This window comes from Microcoleus sp. B4-C1 (assembly GCF_036705285.1).
Taxonomy (GTDB): Bacteria; Cyanobacteriota; Cyanobacteriia; order Cyanobacteriales; family Microcoleaceae; genus Microcoleus.
Genome location: NZ_JAUBUC010000041.1, coordinates 36,410 through 60,337, shown reverse-complemented (window position 1 = coordinate 60,337; position 23,928 = coordinate 36,410). Strand labels below are relative to the sequence as shown.

Genomic DNA, 23,928 nt, shown 5'->3' with positions numbered 1-23,928 from the left:
CCGTCCTTTTTGGACGGGCGGGACGCCCATCCCACAATAACAATTAAAATTGTAAGTTATTTAATTCGCGATCCTTATTTGTGCGTTCATCGCACCCGATCGCCCTAATGCAAATTTGTTAACTTGGCTAAAACGGTGGCGAAGAGAGCGGGTTCGATCGGCTTTGTTAAGTGTTCGTTGTAACTCACATCTTGCACCATTCTCAATTACTTGTCTAGGAACAGGCTTTCTGGCCTGTTCCACAAAGAGTGAATTTTCTTGTGGAACAGGCCAGAAAGCCTGTTAAGCGAGAATGGTGCAAGATGTGAGTTGTAACCAGCGGCGATCGCCCGATCGCGGTCTTGTTCGCTAGCATAAGCTGTCAGCGCCACGGCCGGCAAGCGCTTGATGTTGTCGGATGCGGACGATCGCACTGTGCGGATCGGCGAGTAGCCGTCCTCAACCAGCATAGCGATATCACTGACTAAAATATGCGGTGGCGACTCCTCTCAACTGCCCCTTCTTACTCCGAGGCTGTTTGAGTGGCAGTGTCACCGTAAATGTCGCACCCTGGTCTTTACCGGGACTTTCCGCAGTCACAGTACCCCCGTGGAGTTGCACCAAGTGCTCGACGATCGCCAATCCCAGTCCTAAACCGCTGTCAGCCTTAGTTTTCGAGGCGTCTGCTTGTCGGAAGCGATCGAACACGTAGGGCAGAAACTCAGCAGAAATGCCCTTTCCGGTATCGCTGACTGTAATTTGCACGTAATTGGGTGATGAGGAATCGCTAACAGCCACCGCAGACAAGCGCAGTTGCACAGTTCCCCCCGAAGGCGTAAACTTCACGGCGTTAGTCAGCAAATTCCACACTACCTGCTGCAACCTCTGGGCGTCGCCCCACATCAAGCTGACTGCGGGGTCAAGTTCTAACGAAATGATGACAGACTTGGCCTCGGCTGCCAAACGAACTGAATTATGAGCCGCCTCGATCGTCCTTACCATGTAGAACCAGCCGGGTTTCAGAACCAGTTTGCCTTGAATAATCCGGGAAACATCGAGCAAATCTTCCACTAGCTGGATCTGCACCTTCGACTGACGCTCAATGGCTTCCAAACCCGAAGCTAATTTATCTTGGTTGTTGGGGTGGGCGCGCAGGATCTGTGCCCACCCCTGAATCACATTTAAAGGCGTTCGCAATTCGTGGGAAAGAGAGTCTAGAAACTCGTCTTTCCGGCGACTGATAGCTTCTGCTTCCGCCCGCGCGGCTTGTTCGCGCTCGAGCAACTGAGCGCGTTGGGCCTCGACTTGCTTGCGATCGCTGATGTCGGCGATGATTGACATACAGTTGATATTGCCGTTGCTGTCGCGGACTGGAGTTGCCCACAAACTGATGTCTAGCGAGCTGCCGTCTTTCCTTTGGCGGTGGGTTTCCATGCCCGCGATCGCCTTTCCAGCGCGAATTTTTTTCAAATTAGCCGTGAATTCTTCCCGCTTGTCTGCGGGAAGGCAGGGCACAAATTGACCTACCGCTTCTGATTCATTCCAGCCAAAAATCCTCTCGGCTGCTGGGTTCCACATTTTCACAGTGCCGTCGTCGCAGTCCAAAACGGTAATTGCTAGGGGACAAGCCTGAATCAAGGCTTCTAAAGTTTGATGGATGTGCGATCGCGCTGCTTCTGCTTCTTTGCGATCGCTGATATCGACGTTCACCCCGATCATCCGCCAAGGCAAACCCCGATCGTCCTCAAACACCTTAGCCCTGCAAGCAATCCAGCCCACGCTTTTGTCCGGGCGGCAAATGCGGAACTCTATGTTTAATTCCTCCCCGGAAGCCCCCGCAGCTTGCACCTGCTGTTCGGTAACAGTGCGATCGTCTGGATGCACCATTTGGGCCCAACTTTGATAGCTGTCTAAACTGCCGACAGGCAGCCCGTACAAAGCCTCTAACTCCGGCGTACAGGCGACCTCGCAGGTTTGGATGTTCAATTCAAAAGTTCCGATTTTGCCTGCTTGCTGAGCGATTTGCAGCCGTTCTTGATTGTGTTTGAGTTCTGCTTCCACCCGCGATATCTCGGTCAAGTCGATGTAGAATGTGACGATCGTCTCTGGTTCGCGATCGTCCGGGGACAGAGTGGTTCCGCCCATCAGAATCGGCACGCGACTGCCATCTTTGCGGATGTACTCTTTCTTGAAAGGAGTTGCGACTCCCTGAACCCGCAGTTCCCCGGCCGCTAAGGCGTCGAGATGCAGGTATTCGGGGGGGGTCATTCTGTCCCAACGCATTTTACCGGAGAGCAAGTCTGAGCGGGTGTAGCCGACCATGTTGAGCAGGGATTGGTTGGCGTAGGCGATGCGGCCGCTAAAATCGCCGATCGCAACTCCGAAAATATTTGACTCGAACAGCCGCCGGAATATGGCTTCGCTTTGCTGCATTACCCGTTTTGCTTGGTTGCGATCGGTAATTTCGGCAATCACGGTGCTGACTCCCAGGAGTGTTCCTGATTGATCGCTCACTGGGTAAAAGCTGATTTGCCAATCCCGTAAAACTCCCGGCTGTTGCTTGGTTTCTGCCTTAATTTCCAAGTCGAGCACGGGGGTTTGTGTCGCCAGCACTTGGCGGTAAATTCGCTCTACAATATCGGCCATTTCGGGAATTACCTCTCTAACGGTGCGCCCGATGTGTTCTGGGATCGATCGCCCGTTGATCGCAGCGAGGCATTCGTTCAGGCGGATGTAGCGCAAATTTGTATCGACAAAGCACAGCCCGACTGGTGTGGTTTTGTAAACTAAGTCGAGTTCTGCTAGTTGGCGGCGAATGCGTATTTCGTTTTCTCGAAGTTGATTTTGGGCTTGTTTGCGATCGGTGATATCTAGTACGAAGAATGCTCCTTTGTCTGTGCATCCTTGGAAGTTTCCGCCGCCGACTAAAACTGGGAACCGCGTGCCGTCTTTGCGGATGTATTCTTTTTCAAAAGGCGCGCAACTTCCTGATGCTTCGACTTGCGCGAGGGCGATGCGATCGAGTTCTATATATTCCGGCGCCGTGAGTTCCCTCCAGTGAATCTGTCCCGAAACTAAGTCTTCCCTCGTATATCCAATCATTTCCAGCAAGGCGTCGTTAGCGTCAGTAACTTCCCCGTTGCCATCCCAGAAACCGATGCCTATCATGTTAGATTCTACCACACTGCGGAAGCGCATTTCGCTTTCCCGCAAAGCTAATTCTGTTTGTTTTGCTGCGGTAATATCTGTGATAATTAGGCCAACTCCGATTATTTCTCCCCTTTCATTTTTCACTGGGTAGTAGTTGGCTACCCAGTAGCCGAAATATCCTGGTTTTCCATCAGGTTCGCCGCTAAATTCTATGTTTAAAACAGGCTGACCGGTGTCTAAAACTTGCTGAATAATCGGGGCAAATTTGGCGGCGGATTCTGGCAACAATTGCCGGAAATCTTGGCCGATATGCTGTTCGGCGGGCAAACCGTGGAGTTCTGCTAAGACTTTATTGATACGGATGAAGCGCATTTCGCGATCCAGAAAGCAAATGGCTAGGGGAGATGCTTCTAACAGCGCGTCAATTAAGGCAAAGGATTGCGATGTTTGAGATAGTGCTTGTTGCGCTTCTGCGTAAAGTCTGGCGTTGTCTAGGGCGATCGCCACGCGGTATGCTAGGTCTTCTAGCATTGCCATGTCTTCTGCATTGTAGCGGCGGCCAAACTTTGAGGTAAAGCAAGTGATGGAACCCATTACCCGCCCGCGAGCTCTCAGCGGTACGCAAGCGTGAGATCCGATATTGAGCGATCGAAGTATTTCCAATTCTGCTGCATTTTCGGCTCCTGCTGCTAAAATCTCCTCATCCACTTCGGCAATTAGTTCGGATTTGCCGCAGCGGATTACCAGCGGATAGCCGTTAACAGCATTTTCGGCGATCGAACTGCGGATGCTGAAGTTATTAATAGTCTCAACTGTGGAGGGTTCTGCGTGAGCCACAGCGACTAGACGCACTTTTGACCCCGTTTCGGTCAAATGAATGCAGCACCCATCCGCGATCGAATTTATTGCTAATTCGGCTACCTTTTGCAGCACCGTTTCCCCGTCAAACGCATCAGCCAGCATTTTGCTGACTTCTGCTAAAAATGCCGAGCGCTGCTGTTCTATTTCCGCTTTTTCCCTTGCTGTTTGCTCAATTGTTAACTGCAATCTTTGAGTTTCTGCAAGTTTTATTTCTGTGATATCGCGGGCGACAATTAAGGCTGATTCTGGTACGCCATTTTTGTCAAATTCTGGAACTACGCGGGATTGATAACTTCGGATGCCGTTGATTGAGAAAGCCTGAAACTCGACAATTTCTTCTCTACCTGTTTCTAACACTTTGTGCAGGGTTTCATCCCACATCTGGCACTGTTCCGGCGGTATTCCTATTTCTTGACTGGTTTTACCAAGGAAGAATGAAATTGGTTTTCCTTGGCTTCTTTCAACGGCTTGATTGACATAAATATAACGCAGCTCTTTGTCCGTGCGGATAATTATATCTGGCGTATTTTCTAGCAGTGTTCTCAGTTGCTGTTCGCTATTTGCCAAAGCTGCTTGCGCTTGTTGTCTTTCCGTGACATCTCTCACCGTACCCACGTATCCGATGAGTTCGCCGGAGTCGGAAAACATCGGCGAGGAACAAACGTTAATCCAGCGCACAATCCCCTCTGGTGTTTGCAGGCGATACTCGATCGCATATTCCCCACCTTGCCGAGTATAATCCAGCCATCGGCTCAATACGCGATCGCTGTCTTCCGGGTGAATGCACTTCTCCCAACCGTCTCCTAAAAGTTCTGTCAAACTCAAGCCGCAAATAGCCTGACAGCGTGGGTTTGCATAGGTGTAGCGCCCCTGGGAATCGGCCATAAAAATGCCGACAGGCGAACAGGAACTTAAACAGCGAAATCGTTCTTCTTGAGCTTGCAGCGCTTCTTTAGCTACTGTCAGTTCTGCTGTGCGTTCTTTGACGCGAGTTTCTAGGTTAGTGTAGGATAATGCTAGGGCTATTTCTGCTTCTTTGCGATCGGTAATATCAATACCAGTTCCTATCACATATTCTACCAAACCATCGCCATCTATGGTCACAGTATTCGACCAAGAAATTAAGCGCTTGTCCCCATTTTTAGTGCGCCAATAATTTTGATACTCGCTGTTAAAGTTTTCGACATTGAGCTTGGTAAAAACAGTTTTAACTGGCTCTACTTCTTCGGAGATTAAGAACACATCCCAAACACATTTATTGAGCACTTCTGCTGTCGAGTAGCCTGTAATTTTTTCGCAAGCTTGGTTAAAGCGCACAATCCGTCCTTGGTTGTCTAGGACTACAATTAAGCAAGCCGTCGTGTCAATTACTTTGGAAATAATATTACGTTCAATTTCTAGTTCTGGTTCTGCGAACTTTAAGCCAGCATACCAAGCGATAACCGCAGCGGCAAAAAGTAAGATTGCAGGAACTTCCTCGAATAAAAAAAGTAACAGAGTTGTCAGCAGTAAAGCCGTGCCGGCACTAAATGTAGCAATACTGTAAGATTTAATGGGTAAGGGCAAGACCTGAAACCGACTCATTTTGGTTGACCTGTAGCGATGGCGCGATAGCACTATTGCTGATGTCGATGAAACAACTTAGTTAAAACTTAGTTAAAACTAAGTATTTATTTTTTCTATACAAAACCACATTTGTCGGCTCTTTGCCATCTTCCCAGAGACAGATTGGCTGCGGGATTGCTGCTGAAGCAACTGCTATCATAGATCAAGGGACAAATGAGATTATCTAATTTCTGGGAGCAATAAGCGAGTGAATCACAAGCTGGCCAAAATTATCGGATTATTTTTCGCAGCCGCCACCCTCTTTGGATTTGTCGGTTATGCGCTGCAAAATCCCAACTTCGCCAGCAGCTCAGCGATATCGATCGGCTTCCCCAATCTTACCACCGCGGCCGTCGGGGCGATCGACAACAAACGATCCCAAATCTATCTCAACGGAAATTGGCAATTTGTCCCCGCAGTTGGCAACCCCCAAAACCCCCCCGTCTCGCCAAATTGGGGCTCCATCCAAGTACCCGGAGACTGGCAAAAAGAAAACAACGAATCCGTACCCGGAATCATCACTCGCGGCAGCGGCAAAGATTGGGAAAACTTCAACAGTAAACAACTATCAAAAGCTTGGTATCAGAGAAAAATAGACATTCCCGGCGACTGGACAAACCGCCGAATTTTTCTCGACTTAGCCAGAGTTAGCACCGATGCAGTCATCTTTGTCAACGGCATTAACTGCGGTCAAATCCCCTGGCCCTACGGCACTATTGAAATTACCAAAGCAGCAAAACCAGGTCAAAACACCCTATCTATTTTAGTCGTGGCAGTATCCGATGAAAAGGAAAAAGCCGTCATCATGGGCCCCACAGAAATCTACACAGAAAAATCCCAGTTGCAATCGCGGGGAATCATCGGCGAGGTACGGCTTCTGAGCCTTCCCCCAGGCCCGCTAATTAGGGACGTATTCGTCCAAACTTCCACCCGAAAAAAGCAAGTTAAATTAGATATTGAACTCAAAGACGTTGCCCAAAGCGGTCAAGTAGAAATAATAGCGCAAATGCTCGACGAAAAAGGCAAAGTAGAACAAAAATTTACAGGCACTGCCAACGTTAAAGCTAAACCTATTCAAACCCTACAAGTTCAGTGGAATTGGCAAAATCCCCGTCTTTGGGATGTCGGGGAACCAAACCTTTACACCCTACAATTAGAAGTAAAAGGCAGCGGCATTGACACGCAATACGACCAACCTTTTGGCTTCCGCGAATTTTGGATAGAAGGGCGCAAATTTTTCTTAAACGGAACTGAATTTCGGCTGCGACCAAACTTGCACTCCGATACTTGGCAAGGCGGGACAGTAGAAGTTGCTGACAGCCTAATTGATGGCTACGTAAAAGCAGGTTTTAACATAACAGAAATGTGGCCTTGGAATCACGACGAACGGGGTAGATGGCACTTCCGAGAGTTATTTTCCGAAAGAGCAGACCTCAAAGGTTTTCCCATTATGGCTCCCGCTTTAGACATTAGTCCTATCGCTTGGAACGGCAAGTGGAAGAACCCCCTGTGGAAAAACCGCTGGAAAGACCGAATGGTGACTGAAATGCGCCGTTACCGCAATCATCCATCAGTATTAATGTGGGCGACAAGTCCTAATTTTTTCGGCAACGCTGACGATTTAAATCCCCGTCGCATCGGCAAAAGCAAAGTAGAAGGAACTCTCAGTCCCTCGGAAAACCAGCGTTTGCGGGTCAACACTCCCCTAGGAAATGACGCTTTAGCGACGATTAAATCTGCCGACCGAACCAGACCTGTGATGGTACACCAAGGCGCACACTTCGGCGATGTTTATGCGCTGAATTCTTATTTAAATCTGATTCCCTTGCAAGAACGAGAAGAGTGGATTTCTGAGTGGAGCAAAACCGGGGAAAGGCCCTACATGGCAGTCGAGTTTGGGACTCCTCTGCACGCAACGATGATGCGGGCCCGCAAAGGTTTTGGTCAGGCAATTGTCAGCGAACCTTGGATGACTGAGTTTGCGGCAATTTATTTTGGCAAGCAGGCTTACGAGTTGGAAACTGCCGCTTATAAATCTAAAATTCGCGAGCAGTTTATCAATGGTCAGGAGTATCAAAACTGGCATATTAAAAAAGAGTTGGATTTTGCACCCGCTTTTCAAAAGTTGCAGCAGTTATTCAGTACAAATACTTGGCGGAGTTGGCGGACTTTTGGAATGTCTGGGGGGATGATTCCTTGGAATGACGGACATGGTTGGGAACTTTCCGAAGCTGGCAGAAAAAAGGTGGATATTGGGGCATTTAAACCTGGTCGCCGGGGAGTTTATTTGAAGCAAGTATCGAATAATCTTTTGAATTATTACCAGCCCGAAGCTTTCACTGTTCATCCTGGGGGCGAGGCAATTATGAATAATAATAGCTCGACTTTGGCTTGGATTGCTGGTGCTAGCCCGGTTTTTACTGCGAAAGATCACAATTTGTTTGTGGGCGGAAAACTGGCCAAGCAAGTAGTGTTAATTAACGATACGCGGACGGCGCAAGAATTTTCGTTTAATTGGCGGGTTTTGGTGGGGGGGAAAGAAGTAAAAAAAGGCGAGCAAAAAGGGACGATTGAGCAGGCAGGAACGCTGTTTTTCCCAATTGACGTAAAATTGCCAAATACCATTTCTAGCAAGGCTGACGGCGAAATTCGCTTGACTGCGCGAGTGGGCGATCGATCGCATTCTGATACATTTGCTTTCCGCGTTTTTCCCAAGCAAGCCAAAAGCAAGGATACGCTGACAATCTTCGACCCAGCAGGCAAAACATCGGCCATGTTAAAACAGTTAGGTCATCAGCTTGTACCGTGGAATGGTTCGCAAGTTTCATCGTTATTAATTATCGGTAGGGAAGCATTTTCTAGCGGGGAAAATTGGCCGGGAAGTTTAGAAAGTTTTGTGCGAAACGGCGGCAAAGCAATTGTGTTTCCTCAACGCAGGGAATGGCTGGAAAATACAGGTTTCCGAGTTGCTGCCCACGTCAGCCGCCGCGCTTATCCAGTTGACAGCAACCATCCCGCAATTAGCGGTTTAGACAGTGAAGATTTGCGGGATTGGGCGGGGGAAAGCACGCTGCTGGAAGCTTATCCAGATACGATTCAAACTGGCCCTAATTTGAGTCCGGCAAATAAACCTTGGTACGGCTGGCGTTGGGGAAATCGCGGCGGTGTCAGTAGCGCTTCTATTGAGAAACCGCACCGCAGCGGTTGGCGCCCCATTTTGGAATCTGAGTTTGATTTAGCTTATTCGCCGCTGATGGAATTGGATTACGGAAAAGGGCGGCTGATTTTAAACGAGTTGGATTTGGAAGACCATTATTCTGTAGATGCTGGGGCGGCGCAGTTAGTGCAACAAATTGTGAGTTACGGGATGAATTCTCCGGTGGTTGGAAAGCCGGATCAAGTGGTTTTAATTGGGGGAGATGGAGATGCCCAAAAGTTGGACAGTTTGGGGGTAATTTATCAGCGCGCTAGTTCGCTTTCTAATGATGTTGGTTTGGCGATTGTGGGGAGAGAAGCGAATCTGAAAGATGCAGATTTGCGCGGTTATTTGAATGCTGGCGGGAAGGCGTTTTTCTTGCCGCGTCAAGTGCCTGCTGCGGGTTTGGGCGTGGGTTTGCAGCAAGCGCAGGATTTCGGAGGTTCGCTGGCGGTTCCGAGTTGGGATGAGGTGAAGGGGGTTAGCGCTTCAGATTTGCGATCGCGCTCTTTTTATGATACTTGGTTGATTAAGTCTGGGGGACAAATTGGTGCGGACGGTTTGTTAAGTCGGGTAAAAGTTGGCAAGGGTGTGGCGATTTTTTCTCAGATTGAACCTGACAGTTTGAATGCTGATACTAAGACTTATTTGCGTTTTACTCGCTGGCGGCAAACCAGGGCAAATGCTCAGATTTTGGCTAATTTAGGGGCTAGTTTTAAGGCGGATGGATCTGTGTTTAACGGTTCGAGTGGGGAGTTTTATCACTGGGATTACAGAACGGATTTTGAGAAGGGGGACGATCCTTATCGGTATTATCGATGGTAGGAAGTTCGGCAGCGGATTTTGTAGCGGATGTAACGGATGTAACTGAGATGTTCCACCATTCTCAATTACTTGCTTAGGAACAGGCAAGATGCCTGTTCCACAAGAGATAAATTTTCTTGTGGAACAGGCATCTTGCCTGTTCTTGACAATGGTGCAATTTGTCACCATTGCAGTTATCCAAGCTAGGGATTAAAAGTGCGATCGAACAGAGGTTAGCAATTTCAACCTTAAATTGCTGATTTTATTATACTGTTAAATATCACAGGTCAAAGTGTCGCCTGAAGCGCGGGTCTAGTTTGTCGGTTTTCTTTTGGTTGCAGGTGCCGCAGAGGGTTTGCAAGTTGCTGATGTCGTTGCTGCCGCCGCGCGCTAGGGGGATGATATGATCGATCGTCAGTTGGGTTTCTAGTTTGGTTTGGCCGCAGCTTTGGCATTGGTATTTATTGCGAGTAAATACGTATTTTCTGACTTCTGGGGGAATGGGAATTCTTGGGGTTTTAGACATGATGATTTTTAACCGCAGATGAAGGCGAATTAACGCGGATGTTTGATGGATTAGCTGGGTGAGTTTTCTTGATTGAGAAGTTGGCGACGCAAATCATCGAGGGGGGATTCTGGTTTGCTAGTTTCTGACTCGTTGTTTTCTGGTGTTTCTTCAAATTCTGGTTCGTCTGGGCAAAACTCTATGGTGACATTGAGTTTGAGCTTCATCTTTCCTTTCTTCCAGCCCTGAGCACCCACTCTGAGAATTTCACAATCTATACCTTGACCAAACCAGTTCTCATAAGCATTAGGTTGTTGGTCAGTATTTAAACCTACATAAATGTATAGTTTTTGTTGATTCAACAACTGAGTGAGTTTCTCTCCTAACCCATATTCAGGCAAAACTCCATTTACTGTTTCCTTGAGTTTTTCTACTTTAAGCATTGCGTTACCGAAAGATAAAGCGTCCTCATTACCGCAGTTGTGAAAATCAAATTTATCTTCCATATTAATCTCTAAGTTTTTTTAACTGTCATCCTAACTATTTTAGAGTAGCATCTCTCTTTTGACAATAGCCCCGGCGAATAGAATTCGCGTCTACACAAACAATGTCCGCCTGCGCGGACTAAGAATGTTTTCAACCCGCGTAGGCGGGTTTTGTCTGTGTAGGCGCGATTTCCAATCGCCGTAATTTCAATCAATATCTTTCGCCTCATATTCCACCGAAACACCATCATTTTGTCCAATTACAGGCAACAAATGCTCGTGCAACTTCATCGCCTGCAAACAACTATTAATCCCAGAAACTGCCCGATCGTACTCTTGAATTTTCTGCTCGTTTTCAGCTTGCCGCCGCAGATTCCCAGCAATCTTTTCCTCCGCCTCCTGTGCCAAAGTTTGCTCCAAATAATCGCGGGCTTGACTGTATTTCTGCAAAATATCATCAGCTTGCTTTTGGGCCAGCGGCAACAAATGCTCTTTCAGGGTTTGGTTGACAGTTTGGCGGAAAGTTTGCCGAATAGTTCTAGATACTTTAGGCTCAAAATCCAGCCGCAATAATTGCCGAATTGCTGGTTGCGCGTCTACCATGTTTTCGCAGTCGAAACCTTGAGAAGTTTGCTGCAATGTTTCCCGGAATTGATAAATCGAAAATGTGCCTTCGTCGTAAAAACGGGGACTTTCTCGCACGTAGCGATCGCACTCAACGCCCGCCGCATTTACCAAAGCATCCGAAACCCGCTTTGATAACTCCTCTAACTGCTGTTCAATTCCCCCGTCGTTCCCCAACAACCGATAAAGTAATCGATAGTATTCAGACTTGCGAACGCTATCTTTCAAATACTGGAAATAATTATCAACCAGTGACTTAGTAGCCTCTACTAAAATATCTTCCAACTGATTCGCTAAATAATAAAGTGCTTCAACTAAAACAGCAATTAAAGGTGCTGTAGCATTGCGGGGATGATTCCGCAAAGTGCGTCCGTAAGCCGCCTCAACAGAAAATCCATCTAACAACTCATCCAAGCGCCGGATCATCCGAGATTGCAATTGCCGAAAGTCTATATCGAAAATATCGCATCTGTTCATAATCATGTCATTGACTTCTTCGGCGATATGTTCGCGAAATTCCTCCCCAACTTGCTGCAATTCTTGATTTAACCGCAAAAGTTCCTGTGCTTTCATCGCCTCAATTTCGCGGGGCTGGCTGTCCAAATTCCGCTGAATTGTTTGGTAATGTTTCCGCAGTTGAATGCACAAATCTTCTAAATCGTCAGCTAAATTTTTGAACAGTTGCGGGCGTTTTTCTTCGGTGAGGTAGCGGGTGATGGCTGTGCGAAAATCTTCGATGCCGCTATCTTGAATTAATTGACCAATTAATGGTTGTCCTTGTTCTGCAAGAATCCGCACGTAGTTTTCATTGGGTGTTTCGTAGCTGTTCACTGAAATGCGAAATTTGCTGGGAGACAGTTTGCCGGAATTCGCACAGTAGCGATTAAATTCACTAACAAATTGCGGAGTTTCTTCACTAATACCGATAAATTCTGAATCTAATTTATCATCTACAGAAACTCGCGGTTGACTGGTGGCAAAGATTGTATTTAAACCAAATCGATCGCGCCCTGTTGTCCCTCGAATCAAACTCCCGTAAAATCCCAACAATCCGCTAGTTTTGTAAACTCTCGCAGTATCGCGAAAGTCAGAATTAATCAAATTTTCTAAGCGCTGTCGCAGTTGCGTGTTGTACCAAGTTTCGTCGATGCGGTTGAAAATGTAAAACAGTCGATCGCGAATTCCCGGATTTCCCCGTGTTTTTTCCATCAACTCGGTTTCCTCCGTCGTCATTTCCCCAGACGAAGCCGCTTTCAAAACGCAGACAACCGCCGAAGTATCGGGGCTTTCAATCTTATCATAAGTCAATTCTGCATCCCGTTGCACCGGTGCATCAATTCCCGGCGTATCGATAATAATATTGCCATCTTGCAGCAGCGGATGATAACAGTAATATTCAACTCGCTTGAGTACAGCACTGTTACTACCGCGACGGGCATAACTAGCAGCTTCCTTCAGATTGGAAAAGTTAAACTGTTCCATCGAGTAGGTAGCGTTTTCGAGAGTTTGGATGCGATCGCGATTTGCCTCAAACCCTTCTAACAGCAGCATCAAAGCCTTAGCTTTTTTGGCTACCTCGGATTTATTTTCGCCGCCTTCCGTTTCAATAATTATGTTACATCCCTGAGACAACAGGGACACTACATCTGTTTGATTAATATTAAGTTCAGTAGCTAAACCTAACTGATGGCACAGCACAGAAGCTTGCTGGCTAATCTCAAACTCGCTCAAAAAAGTGAGAACAACGCGCTCTTTTTCCGGCTCAGCAAAGGCGATATAACATTCCGTACCTGTCGCGTGTCCTTCTGCACTGTAGAGCAATTCCCGCTCCAGCAAAGCATTAATTAACATAGATTTTCCCGCACTGAAAGCGCCAGCAAACACAATTTCAAACTCAGGAGAAATTGCCTTTTTCAGAGAAGCTTGTACCGCCGTGATATCTTGTTGTCGCAAAGACGATTCCTGACGCAGCAGTTGCACTAAAGAATCAACTTGCTCTTGCAGACTGGTGCATTGAGGGGGCATTTGAGTCATGGCGGCAGACTGCTCCTGATTGTGGGAAAATTACCTTATTGTTAATTCTCTGCTAGTTCAGGAATAATCACAACAGTAATTTTACTTATGTGAGCGACGATTGCTGAAAGTGCGATCCTCTTCGAGGGCTGCGCTAACGGCTATTCTGCAGGTAAATCTTGTGTTTGCAGCCAAGCTGTTAAATCTGATATTTCGTTAAAATTTAACAAGGCTTCTCCTAAGTTTTCCAATTGGTCGATCGACAATTCCCCAATTAGACTTTGAACTTCGGGAGTGACAGCACCTACACGGCGTTCCAACAGACGAACAATCAGTGCTATTTGTCCTTCCTTAATTCCTTCTTGTCTGCCTTTTTCTGTTGCTATGCTGACGGCTTTAGTGATTGCTCCCCGACGGTCTTGGATGTAAATTTCCTGTTTTTGCAACTCGCTTAATTCGTCATAGCTCAAATTAGCTTTAGTCGCTATTGCAAATGCTTGACTAATCTCTGGCACCTCTTCCATTGTTGCAGGTACTGCGTTTAAGTCCCTAGCAGTTTTGAGAAAATAAATCCACTTATCGGTTAATGTTTCTAACTCGTTCAAACTTTTTTGGAACTTGGGTAACTCAACAAAAACCAATTCAAAATCGAAAATAGGATAATCGCTCAAGAACTCTCTTTCTTTCAGGACAAACCGCGAAATTACTTTCCTAAAATCCTCAAACATCTCAAAATCAGTGATGGTCAAGGCAATCACTGGATTCAACATTACATATTGTTCTGCTGTTTCTAATTGCGTTGAATAAGCTTTGGCTGCATTGTACAAAATCCGCTTTTCAAAAGCCTCTACGTTCAAAACCTGCATCTCGATAATTACATTTGTGCCGTCATTTAACTGAGCTCTAATATCGACGTAAGTATCCTTAAGACCTCGAATTAGCGGTAGTGAATGAGGATCGAGGATTTGCAAACTTTCGATGGTGGGCTGACTGTCATACAGCAAGGCATTCAAAAAACTCTTGAGAATGTCTTTGCTATTTTCAGAACCGAATATTTTTTTGAAAGCAAAATCAGTTTTAGGATTGATGAATGTGAACATATTGGTAATGGTAAATTTGTAATAGTTAAGGCTTCAGGTGCCGGAAGCTCACCCTATTACATTATACCAACAAGGTCTCCGGTGTGAATCGCGCACCCTAAAAATTTATACTGACAAATCTTGACGGGGTTTTAAAGACTCAACCTGTCGCAACTTCTCGTACAATTCTCGTTCCTCTTCACTAATTTCTTTGGGAATTAACACCTGAATTTCTACCAATTGATCGCCCCGATCGCCATTTCCAGTCGGATAGCCTTTGTTAGCCAGCCGCAACCGCTTTCCAGATGTTACTCCCGGCGGCAATTTCATCTTTACCAAGCCGTCTAGCGTCGGTACTTCAATATCTCCACCCAACACCGCTTCGCTGGGAGTCAGTGGCAATTCGCAGCAAATATCCGACATTTCCAAGCGAAAAAAGGGATGGGGAGAAACCGTGATTTTTAAATATAAATCTCCCCCGCCCATACCTTGATTTCGCAAGCGAATCCGCTGGCCTGATACCATAGCAGCAGGCAGATTCACCTCGATCGCTCGCCCATCTTCCAAACGAATTCGCTCGGTACCGCCCGAATAAGCCCTTTCCAAAGGCAGAGTTAGTCTGGCCTCAATGTCTCTTCTGGGTTCGCGATCGACTGCTTCCCGTCGAATTTCCCGATCGTCCACATCCCGTCGCATTTCGCGATCGACTGCTTCCCGTCGCATTTCGCGATCGACTGTTTCTCGTCGCATTTCGCGATCGACTGTTTCTCGTCGCATTTCGCGATCGTCAAAATCCCTTCTAGGTGGGCGAGAATTAGCAACATAACTCGTTTTCTTAGAAGCCGTACTCCACGGTTCAGAGGAGGCTACTCCCTGTGTATCATTCGCTGTCGCCATCCTCACTTCCCGGCGTCTTCCGAGCACTTGGTCGAGAAATTTATTAAAATCCGAGTAATCACTAAAATCGACATCTTCGGTCGGTTTTTTCCGGGTAGTTTTAGTGTTTCCCCAAGTTTTGAAATTGGGAAGTCGCACCCCTTGCTTTCCTTGAAATCCCTTTTGTTTCCAGAATTTACTAAACTGATCGTATTGAGCGCGCTTCTCGATATCGGAAAGAATATCATAAGCTTCATTAATATCCTTAAACTTATCTTCAGCAGATTGATCCCCTGGATTTACGTCAGGGTGCAACTGTCTGGCTAGCCGTCGATAGGCTTTTTTTATCTCATCAGCCGTGGCATCTTTGGGCACTCCCAAAATTAGATAGTAATTGCGAAAATTCTGCATAGTTAGTCATTAGTCATTAGTTATTAGTCATGAGTTATTAATTATTAGTCATTAGTCATTAGTCATCCTCCTTCCCTGCTTCAAACTAGGGATTAATGACTAGGGACTAATGACTAACCACTAATTAGAGCCAATCGTCGTCATCATCCCAATCGTCGCTTTGATTTTGATAAGGGCGAGTGGGGCGATTAGCACTGCTTCTACGATCGCCCATACGATCGCCCATACGATCGCCCATGCGATCGTTCATACGATCGCCGGTGCGATCGTAGGGGCGATCGGGAATTGGATCGACAGTCGATCGCCTGTACGGTTTAGCATTGGTATAATAGCTGTTATCATCGCTGCGCCGCTTGGTACCGTCGCCCGTAAAAGTCCGCTTCACAGACTCAAAGAAATCATCATCATCGTCATCCATCGCAAACGCCGAAACTTCCCGGCTCAAATCGTAAAGAGCATCCTGCAAATCCGAACCAACTTGGTCAACTCCCCGCTCATCATTGCGTTCCAAACTGTCTCGCAATTCCCGAATTAAAGTTTCAATTCGCTGGCGACTTCTTTGAGCAAACTGCATTCCGCGATCGAGCGCCACCTCTCGCAACTGCCGCTCAGCTTGATAAGCTAAAGCTTCAGCGCGATTGCGTTTTTCTACCCTTTCCCGCTGCAACTTATCAGCTTGAGCAAACTGTTCCGCATCGCGAATCATTTGATTCACTTCCTGCTGACTCAGCGTGGAAGCACCTTGCACAGTAATGCTTTGTTCCCTGCCCGTAGTTTTGTCCAAAGCAGTTACCAACAGCATCCCGTTAGCATCAATATCAAAAGCTACTTGCACCTGCGGAATCCCTCGCGGTGCCGGCGGAATTCCAGTTAGTTTAAACCGTCCCAAAGACTTATTATCTCTGCCTAATTCCCGTTCCCCTTGGATGACGTGAATTTCTACCACAGTTTGGTTATTTTCAGCAGTCGAAAAAATGTCCGATCGCCTGACGGGAATAGTAGTATTCCGAGGAATCAGTTTTTTCATCACCCCGCCGATCGTTTCCAAACCCAGCGACAGCGGCGTCACATCCAACAGCAGCACATCGCGGACATCGCCACCCAAAATCCCCGCCTGAATTGCCGCACCCACCGCCACAACTTCATCGGGATTCACATTTTGATTGGGTTCTTTATCAATCAAGTTGCGAACAACTTCCTGCACCAAAGGAATGCGAGTCGAACCGCCGACTAGCACAACTTCATCAATGCGAGAAGGACTCAAACTTGCATCAGCCAAAGCTTGTTTGACCGGCCGCCGCAACCGCTGCACCAAATCTGTGCACAGCCCCTCAAATTGACCGCGAGTTAGTCGCGTTTCCAGATGCAAAGGCCCGTCTTCGTTCGCATCGATAAACGGCAAATTAATCTCGGTGACACCGACTCCCGACAGCTCAATCTTGGCTTTTTCTGCCGCTTCGATCAGGCGCTGCAAAGCTTGGCGGTTGCGTCGCAAATCAATTCCTTCTTTTTCTAAGAATTGTTCTGCCAACCAGTCAACAATTTTGGAGTCAAAATCATTGCCGCCCAATTGAGTATCGCCGCTAGTTGCTTTAACTTCAAATACTCCGTCTCCCACGTCTAAGATAGATACATCAAAAGTACCGCCGCCCAAATCAAACACTAAAATAGTTTGACTTTCTCGCCTCTCCAAACCGTAAGCCAAAGAAGCCGCCGTCGGCTCATTTAAAATCCGTTTGACTTCAAGTCCGGCAATTCGTCCCGCATCCCGCGTCGCCTGTCGCTGCGAGTCGTTGAAATAAGCGGGAACAGTAATTACAGCCCCCGTCACCTCTTGTCCCAGATAGCGGCTGGCTTCATCGGCCAGTTTCCGCAAAACCATCGCCGAAATTTCCTCTGGGGCAAAATCTTTTTTCAGGCGGGGACACTTGATTTTGATGTTCCCGTTTTCGTCGCGGCGAGTTGTGTAAGGGACGCGCTTTGATTCTGGAGTCAGTTCGGTATATTTGCGTCCGATGTACCGCTTGACGGCGTAAAAGGTGTTTTGCGGGTTGAGAACAGTCTGGCGTCGGGCCATCTGTCCGACAAGGCGTTCTCCTTCCTTTGTGAAAGCGACTACCGAGGGAGTTGTCCGCATCCCTTCTGCATTGGCAATCACAACCGGTTTGCCGCCTTCCATGACGGCTACTACTGAGTTTGTTGTTCCGAGGTCAATGCCAACTACTTTACCCATGCGTCTGTTGTCTCCTGTGGCGTTGTGTGTAACTTTTTCAATATAAGCGTTAAGTATGATTGCACTTATTGTACCGCGTCGAGAAGCGGGGGCTGCAGGGGGATTGCCTCACCTGCGGTTCAGGTTGCTGGGGTTGGCTGGGTGCGATCGACCTTTTTTCGATAGGGTTTGGCGCAGCAACTGAGAAGCAAATTGATTAGAATAGATAACAACTTAAGGAATTAATTATAATGACCAGTATCAAAGAAATATTAAAATCCGTTCAATTTGTGGTTGATGCTAACGGTAAAAAGAAAGCCGCACAGTTGAGCATATCGGCTTGGGAAGCTTTGATCGACTGGATCGAAGATCGGGAAGACGAACAGATTTTCAAAACGGCGATGGCCCAATTGCAAAAATGCGGTGGCAGTCCCGAAAAAGCGGGTTGGCTTGATTGGGAAGCCGTTAAAGATGAATGGGATGAAGATTGAGGTTATTAAATGTATCGAATTCGGCTATTGGCATCTGCTCACGATGAGAGGCGAAACTTACCAGGAGTCATTCGCCAGCGAATTAAGAAAATAATTGAGGCGCTGGGTGAAGAAGCACGTCCTGACAACAGCATTATGCTTCGCTTTTCTACAAACGCAAGTTGGGAACCCAGGCGAATTAGAGTTGATTTGTGGAGAATCCTTTACGCTGTTGATGATGAATTTAAACAAATCGCTGTCTTAGCTATCAGGAAGCGTCCGCCTTATGATTATGAAGATGTGCTTGATCTGTTGGCGGAGTTGGAGTGATTATTACAAAGCGGACGCCTGAACAAGATTAAATTTCAGTACAAACTTAAGGAGCCCAGAGTTATGCAAAGTATTAAAGTGCGATCGCGCGTTGGTTCCGACGGAATGTTGCATTTGCAAATCCCCGGTGGTATCAAAGATACAGATTTGGAAGTTATTGTAGTTTTCCAGCCCATAACACCAGCAACTGAGGCTAAAAAACCGGAAGATTTAGGCTGGTCTCCCGGTTTTTTTGAGACAGTAATAGGAAGTTGGGAAGGAGAACCGCTTGTTCGTCCTGAGCAGTTGGAATATGAAATTCGGGAAGAATTGCTGTGATTTATCTTTTAGACACCAATACTTGCATCCGTTTGTTAAATCCCGACCGCAACTCATCGGTATCTCGCCGACTAGCAATGATGCGGTCAGGTGATGTAGCAATATGCTCTGTAGTTAAAGCAGAACTTTACTGGGGTGCTTTTAAAAGTTCTCGTCAAGATAGCAATCTAGCTCGACTAGAACGTTTTTTCAATGAGTTTGTAAGTTTTCCTTTTGATGACCAGTCTGCCCTAATTTACGGTCAAATTCGCGCTCAATTAGCTGCATCTGGAACACCCATTGGCCCTAATGACCTTTTGATTTCCTCTATTGCTCTCGCCAACAACCTAATTCTTGTAACTCACAATACCCGCGAGTTCAGCCGTGTTGAGGGTTTGCATCTGGAAGATTGGGAGATAGAGGCATGAGTTATACCAATTTCATAAAGTTATGCTACATAGAAAGTTTTACTCCCCCCCTTAATAAGGGGGGGTTGGGGGGGGTAGATATGTAGCGCTATTTTATGAATTTGGTATTAGATGTATCGAGTTCGCCTACAATCACAATCTCGCTCCTATAATGCCTGCAATCAAAATAAAATCATGAAATTCACCCTCGATGTAGAAAACAACCCCACAGGCTGGCCGGATCACACTCAATTACCAGAATCCGACGGCACTTTTGTGAAGAATTTCCAAGAACATCCCCAAAGCATCCTGCTAACAGATTCAATTACTCCCGTCTTCCAAAGCATTCATCCAGATGATAACTATTGTATCGGTCAAGACAGTGGCATTTATTGGCGATTGACAGATCCGCTAGAAAAGGGCGCAGAAGCACCGGACTGGTTTTACGTTCCCAATGTCCCGCCAACAATTGACGGTCAATTGCGCCGATCGTATGTGATGTGGCAAGAATTTGTAGCACCGTTAATTGTGTTAGAGTTTGTATCGGGCAATGGTGCAGAAGAACGGGACAGAACGCCTTTGTTGCGATCGGGTCAACAGGAAACTAAGCCGGGTAAATTCTGGATTTATGAAAATGTCATCCATCCGGCATTTTACGGAATTTATGAAGTAACCAAGGCTAGTGTTGAAGTCTATCACCTGATCGAAGATAGGTATCAATTAGTTGCTGCCAATGAGCGCGGTCATTATCCGATTGCACCGTTAGGAGTGGAATTGGGAATTTGGCAAGGAGTGTATCAAAATGTGGAATTACCTTGGCTGCGCTGGTGGGATAGTCAAGGGAATCTGTTGTTAACCGGGGCTGAAAGAGCCGATCGCGCCGAAGACCAATTAGAGCAATTGCGCGCTCAATTGCGATCGGCTGGAATTGAACCGGAATTGTGAATTTTCTGCAAGGGCGATCGCCCCCATCCCCAGCGATCGCGATCGCACGTAAAAACTTTACAATGGCGATCGGGAACACCGATCGCTCCTCTTGAAGCTAAAATCAAACAACAACCCAAAATAAATCTATGGGACTCTTTGACAAGATTCGCGGCGAATTTGTCGATATCATCGAATGGTTGGACAATACCAGCGACACCATTGCCTATCGATTCGAGCGCCACCAAAACGAAATTAAACAAGGTGCTAAACTAACTGTACGACCAGGACAAATAGCAGTCTTTGTCAGCGAAGGCCAAGTGGCCGATGTCTTCGATCCGGGAATGTACGAACTTTACACCCGCAACTTACCCATTCTCAGCACTTTAAAAGGTTGGCCCTACGGTTTCAACTCTCCCTTCAAAGCAGAAGTCTACTTTTTTAACACCAAAATATTTACCAACCTGAGATGGGGTACCTCTAACCCTGTAATTATCCGCGATCCAGAACTCGGCCCAGTGAGAATGCGGGCTTTTGGCACATACAACATTAAAGTTTCCCATCCCGAAAAACTCTTAAAACAACTAATCAGCACTGACGGACTATTTCAAGTAGATGAAATCAGCGAACAACTACGCAATACAATAGTCAGTGCCTTTGCCAATTGGGTTGGGAATTCCCGCGTTCCCCTGCTAGACTTTGCAGCCAACTACACCCACATGGGCGAACAGGTGCGAGTTGCCATAGAGCCAAGTATCCAGCAATTTGGGTTAGAGTTAACTCAGCTATTAATTGAAAATATCTCGATGCCTCCAGAAGTTGAAGCAGCACTCGACAAACGAGCCTCGATCGGACTTCTGGGAAATATGCAGCAATATACCCAATATCAAGCTGCTAACGCCATAGAAGCATCAGCAAATAACCCCAGCGGCGGCAATCAAGCATTAGAATTTGGCATGGGAATGGCACTAGGTCAACAAATGACAAATATGATGCAGCCGCCAGCATCGCAGACTCCGCCGCCACCTCCCCCACCAACACAAACTCAGTGGTATATTGCCCACAACGGTCAACAATTAGGCCCTTTTGAATTGCATCAACTTCTGCAAAATGGTTTGACACATCAGGTAATGGTGTGGCGTGCGGGTTTTGACGGCTGGAAGTTAGCATCGCAAGTGCCGGAATTAGCATCTTTGTTGGCGACAGTACCGCCGCCTCCCCCGCCAGCAGCAGCCTAAATTTTTGTTTGCATATTTAGTTAATTGGTAATTGGTAATTGGGATGCTTTCCAGATTACCGATTACCAATTACATCACCAATTAACCATTATGAATACTTCTGAACCTGCTGTTAAACGTTTTCCCTGTCCTAGCTGCGGGGCTTATTTAGAGTTCAACCCCCAAGCAGGAAAACTCAAGTGTGCTTACTGCGGCTGGGAAGATGCAATTCCCCAAACGGCCCAAGAGGTAAAGGAGAACTCTTACGAACAATATCTCCAAGTCGATCGCACGACGCTGACAACTTTATCAACAACAGCCTTAGAAGTAAAATGCAATGATTGCGGAGCAAGTGTTACTTTTGAACCGCCAAAAGTAGCGGGCCAATGCCCATTTTGTGCTTCTCCAATTGTGACGCAACCTGCAAAGGCTAGCCCTAGCGTGCATCCAGAGGGAATTGTTCCTTTTGAAGTTACTGATAAACAGGCTAGAGAAAGCATTCAAAAGTGGCTAAGCAACCGCTGGTTTGCTCCTTCTGCTTTGAAATCCCTAGCGCAACAGGAGAAAATTCAAGGGGTTTATTTGCCGTTTTGGACTTACGACACTTATACCGTTAGTTACTATCAGGGTTCTCGCGGAGAACACTACTATGTGACTGAAACTTATACAGAAACAAACTCGCAGGGTGAAACTGAAACTAAAACTCGCCAAGTGCAACATACCAGGTGGTGGCCAGCTTCTGGCAGAGTCGATCGCTCTTTTGATGATATTCTGATTCCTGCTACAACTTCGATCGATCGCCCCCGCCTAGATGCGTTAGAACCTTGGCATCTCAAGGAGTCGCTGCGCCCTTACAATTCATCTTATTTAGCTGGGTTTGAAGCGCAGCGATCGCAAGTTTCTCTCACTCAAGGATTTGAATCTGCTAAAAATGTCATGGCCGGTACTATTCACTCGGATGTTTGTAGGAATATTGGTGGCGACGAGCAGCGGGTTCACAGCATTTCTACTGATTACAATGCTATCACTTTTAAGCATATTTTGCTACCTGTGTGGCTGTGCGCCTATCGCTATCAAAACCAACGATATCAAGTAATGGTTAATGCTCGCACCGCTGAAGTTCAAGGCGAACGTCCCTACAGTGTTTGGAAAATTACTGCTGCTGTTGTTAGTGGTGTCGTGCTTGCGGGTGTTATGTACCTATTATTTACTGGTAATTGGAGATATATCCGTGTTCCCGGTTTGCCTCAGCCCCAACCCCAACCAACTTCCATACCTGTACCAAGCCAAAAATTACCGCCAGCACCTGTTCCCTCAACCTCACCTGTACCTAACAAAAAATTACCGCCAGCGCCTGTTCCTTCTACCGCACCTGTACCTAACAAAAAATTACCGCCAGCGCCTGTTCCCTCTTCTAATTAGTTTGATTGTTCATTTTTTATTTAAACGAAGTACAACCGCGTCTATGAGCGATAGCCCTCACAGAAGAGCGCGATCGCTTGCTAAACTGTATTGCCAACATTCAACTGACCAAGGCGCTTCAAAATACTCAGCACACTGTACAAATCGTTTCCCGGATTGAAAAGGTAAAACTTCCGAGAAAAAGCATACTGTGCTGTTTCCCGCTTAACTAACTTGACAAATAGAAAATCTGCCCCATTCATTAACAGTCCGTAAGTAGGTCGATCGCCCGTCACATTAGCTAACATATAAGCCAGCAACTGCGGAATCCCTACTTCCAAAGAAAACGCCGCTTGCTTGGACTCGATAACTACTACCCAAAACTCCTGAAACAAAGCCAACACATCCAACTGTCCCCTGACAATCATTCCTTCATCTTCGTCAATAATTTCTACAGACTTTTCGGAAGTAACGTGAAAAGGAGCAAGATAAAAGTCAGCTAAATCCAACAGCGGAGACAGCACTACCATTTTGACTGTATTTTCTAGCATTGGTGGACGAGCAAGCAAATTCCTGTAACTTGCTTTCACTCTGTCTAATCGCTGTTTTTCATAATCAGTGATTTCTGGCAAATCATCTTGCCACTCGCGAAAGAATTGGTCATCATCCTCAATCCACTCAATTTTGAATTGGGTTTCCAAGTCGTTCAGTGCGACATTTCTAGCTTGAATTGTTTGTACCATAAATTTAACTAATTTATTGAAATTTGCCTCATAATTGATGATAGCAATTATTGCTAAATTTCTGTTAATTGCGTTTCCTAGGGCATAGGGCACTAGGGCACTTAAGGTCAGACCCGCAGTCCGGCAAGTCCGGCAAGGGTTTAAACCCCTGCCTCAAAGCAAAAGTCCTCTGAAAGAGGACTAATGTATTCTTCAGTCCTCTTTCAGAGGACTTGCGCTATGAGACAGGGAATTCATTCCCTGGCGGACTGTGGGACTGAGAGAGGGATCGCCGCATCCACCTTCCCCAATTCCCAAAAAAATGTAACGAGTTGTAAAGTATAATTAAACCGAAGCGAA

18 protein-coding genes are annotated in these 23,928 nt (G+C 46.6%); 9 read left to right on the top strand and 9 right to left on the bottom strand.

Annotation, left to right across the window (positions count from 1 at the left end; genetic code table 11):
• Positions 1–206 precede the first annotated feature (206 nt).
• Both QUB26_RS17570 and QUB26_RS17565 read right to left on the bottom strand, forming a co-directional pair.
• Positions 207–449, bottom strand: a complete 243-nt coding sequence (locus QUB26_RS17570; protein ID WP_333319020.1) for a hypothetical protein — start codon at positions 447–449, stop codon at positions 207–209.
• A gap of 7 nt (positions 450–456) precedes the next feature.
• Positions 457–5,574, bottom strand: a complete 5,118-nt coding sequence (locus QUB26_RS17565) for a PAS domain S-box protein (protein ID WP_333319018.1) — start codon at positions 5,572–5,574, stop codon at positions 457–459.
• 229 nt (positions 5,575–5,803) lie between these two features.
• On the opposite strand from QUB26_RS17565, the gene QUB26_RS17560 reads away from it, so the two are divergent.
• The gene (locus QUB26_RS17560) at positions 5,804–9,616 is read left to right on the top strand and encodes a sugar-binding domain-containing protein (RefSeq protein ID WP_333319016.1); all 3,813 of its coding nucleotides are present in this window, start codon (positions 5,804–5,806) and stop codon (positions 9,614–9,616) included.
• Between the two features lie 259 nt (positions 9,617–9,875).
• On the opposite strand, the gene QUB26_RS17555 is transcribed toward QUB26_RS17560, so the two are convergent.
• From QUB26_RS17555 to dnaK, 6 genes are all read right to left on the bottom strand, one after another.
• Positions 9,876–10,121 carry an HNH endonuclease gene (locus QUB26_RS17555; protein WP_015179287.1) on the bottom strand — a complete coding sequence of 82 codons (246 nt, stop codon included), beginning with the start codon at positions 10,119–10,121 and terminating at the stop codon, positions 9,876–9,878.
• Between the two features lie 50 nt (positions 10,122–10,171).
• A complete protein-coding gene (locus QUB26_RS17550; protein WP_333319014.1) occupies positions 10,172–10,606 on the bottom strand; it encodes a KGK domain-containing protein in 435 nt (144 codons plus the stop codon).
• A 186-nt stretch (positions 10,607–10,792) separates the two neighbouring features.
• Positions 10,793–13,243 (bottom strand): dynamin family protein, encoded by a 2,451-nt coding sequence (locus QUB26_RS17545; RefSeq protein WP_333319012.1) that lies wholly within the window; start codon positions 13,241–13,243, stop codon positions 10,793–10,795.
• A 140-nt stretch (positions 13,244–13,383) separates the two neighbouring features.
• On the bottom strand, positions 13,384–14,322 hold the full coding sequence (locus tag QUB26_RS17540; protein ID WP_333241932.1) for an Rpn family recombination-promoting nuclease/putative transposase: 939 nt from the start codon (positions 14,320–14,322) through the stop codon (positions 13,384–13,386).
• Between the two features lie 105 nt (positions 14,323–14,427).
• Positions 14,428–15,588, bottom strand: coding sequence for a J domain-containing protein (locus tag QUB26_RS17535; RefSeq protein WP_333241930.1), 1,161 nt, complete (start codon positions 15,586–15,588; stop codon positions 14,428–14,430).
• 124 nt (positions 15,589–15,712) lie between these two features.
• On the bottom strand, positions 15,713–17,821 hold the full coding sequence (dnaK, locus tag QUB26_RS17530) for a molecular chaperone DnaK (protein ID WP_333241928.1): 2,109 nt from the start codon (positions 17,819–17,821) through the stop codon (positions 15,713–15,715).
• A gap of 55 nt (positions 17,822–17,876) precedes the next feature.
• On the opposite strand from dnaK, the gene QUB26_RS17525 reads away from it, so the two are divergent.
• The 8 genes from QUB26_RS17525 to QUB26_RS17490 all read left to right on the top strand — a co-directional run bounded on the left by QUB26_RS17525 (position 17,877) and on the right by QUB26_RS17490 (position 22,867).
• Positions 17,877–18,005: a hypothetical protein gene (locus QUB26_RS17525; RefSeq protein WP_333241926.1), complete on the top strand. Its 129-nt coding sequence runs from the start codon at positions 17,877–17,879 to the stop codon at positions 18,003–18,005.
• A 46-nt stretch (positions 18,006–18,051) separates the two neighbouring features.
• Positions 18,052–18,291: a hypothetical protein gene (locus QUB26_RS17520; RefSeq protein ID WP_333241924.1), complete on the top strand. Its 240-nt coding sequence runs from the start codon at positions 18,052–18,054 to the stop codon at positions 18,289–18,291.
• 9 nt (positions 18,292–18,300) lie between these two features.
• On the top strand, positions 18,301–18,600 hold the full coding sequence (locus QUB26_RS17515; protein WP_333241922.1) for a plasmid stabilization system: 300 nt from the start codon (positions 18,301–18,303) through the stop codon (positions 18,598–18,600).
• Between the two features lie 63 nt (positions 18,601–18,663).
• The gene (locus tag QUB26_RS17510) at positions 18,664–18,918 is read left to right on the top strand and encodes a hypothetical protein (RefSeq protein WP_333241920.1); all 255 of its coding nucleotides are present in this window, start codon (positions 18,664–18,666) and stop codon (positions 18,916–18,918) included.
• Entirely contained in the window at positions 18,915–19,325 is a 411-nt protein-coding gene (gene vapC / locus QUB26_RS17505; RefSeq protein WP_333241918.1) for a type II toxin-antitoxin system tRNA(fMet)-specific endonuclease VapC, read from the top strand. The genes QUB26_RS17510 and vapC overlap by 4 nt, the downstream gene beginning before the upstream one ends.
• A 174-nt stretch (positions 19,326–19,499) precedes the next feature.
• On the top strand, positions 19,500–20,249 hold the full coding sequence (locus tag QUB26_RS17500; RefSeq protein ID WP_333241916.1) for a Uma2 family endonuclease: 750 nt from the start codon (positions 19,500–19,502) through the stop codon (positions 20,247–20,249).
• A gap of 128 nt (positions 20,250–20,377) precedes the next feature.
• Complete coding sequence (locus tag QUB26_RS17495) at positions 20,378–21,466, top strand: SPFH domain-containing protein (RefSeq protein WP_333241914.1); 1,089 nt, start codon at positions 20,378–20,380, stop codon at positions 21,464–21,466.
• Positions 21,467–21,556: 90 nt separating this feature from the next.
• Positions 21,557–22,867: a hypothetical protein gene (locus QUB26_RS17490; protein ID WP_333319010.1), complete on the top strand. Its 1,311-nt coding sequence runs from the start codon at positions 21,557–21,559 to the stop codon at positions 22,865–22,867.
• A gap of 80 nt (positions 22,868–22,947) precedes the next feature.
• Here QUB26_RS17490 and QUB26_RS17485 read toward each other — a convergent pair whose 3' ends face one another.
• Entirely contained in the window at positions 22,948–23,589 is a 642-nt protein-coding gene (locus tag QUB26_RS17485; protein ID WP_333319007.1) for a restriction endonuclease subunit R, read from the bottom strand.
• Positions 23,590–23,928: the final 339 nt, after the last annotated feature.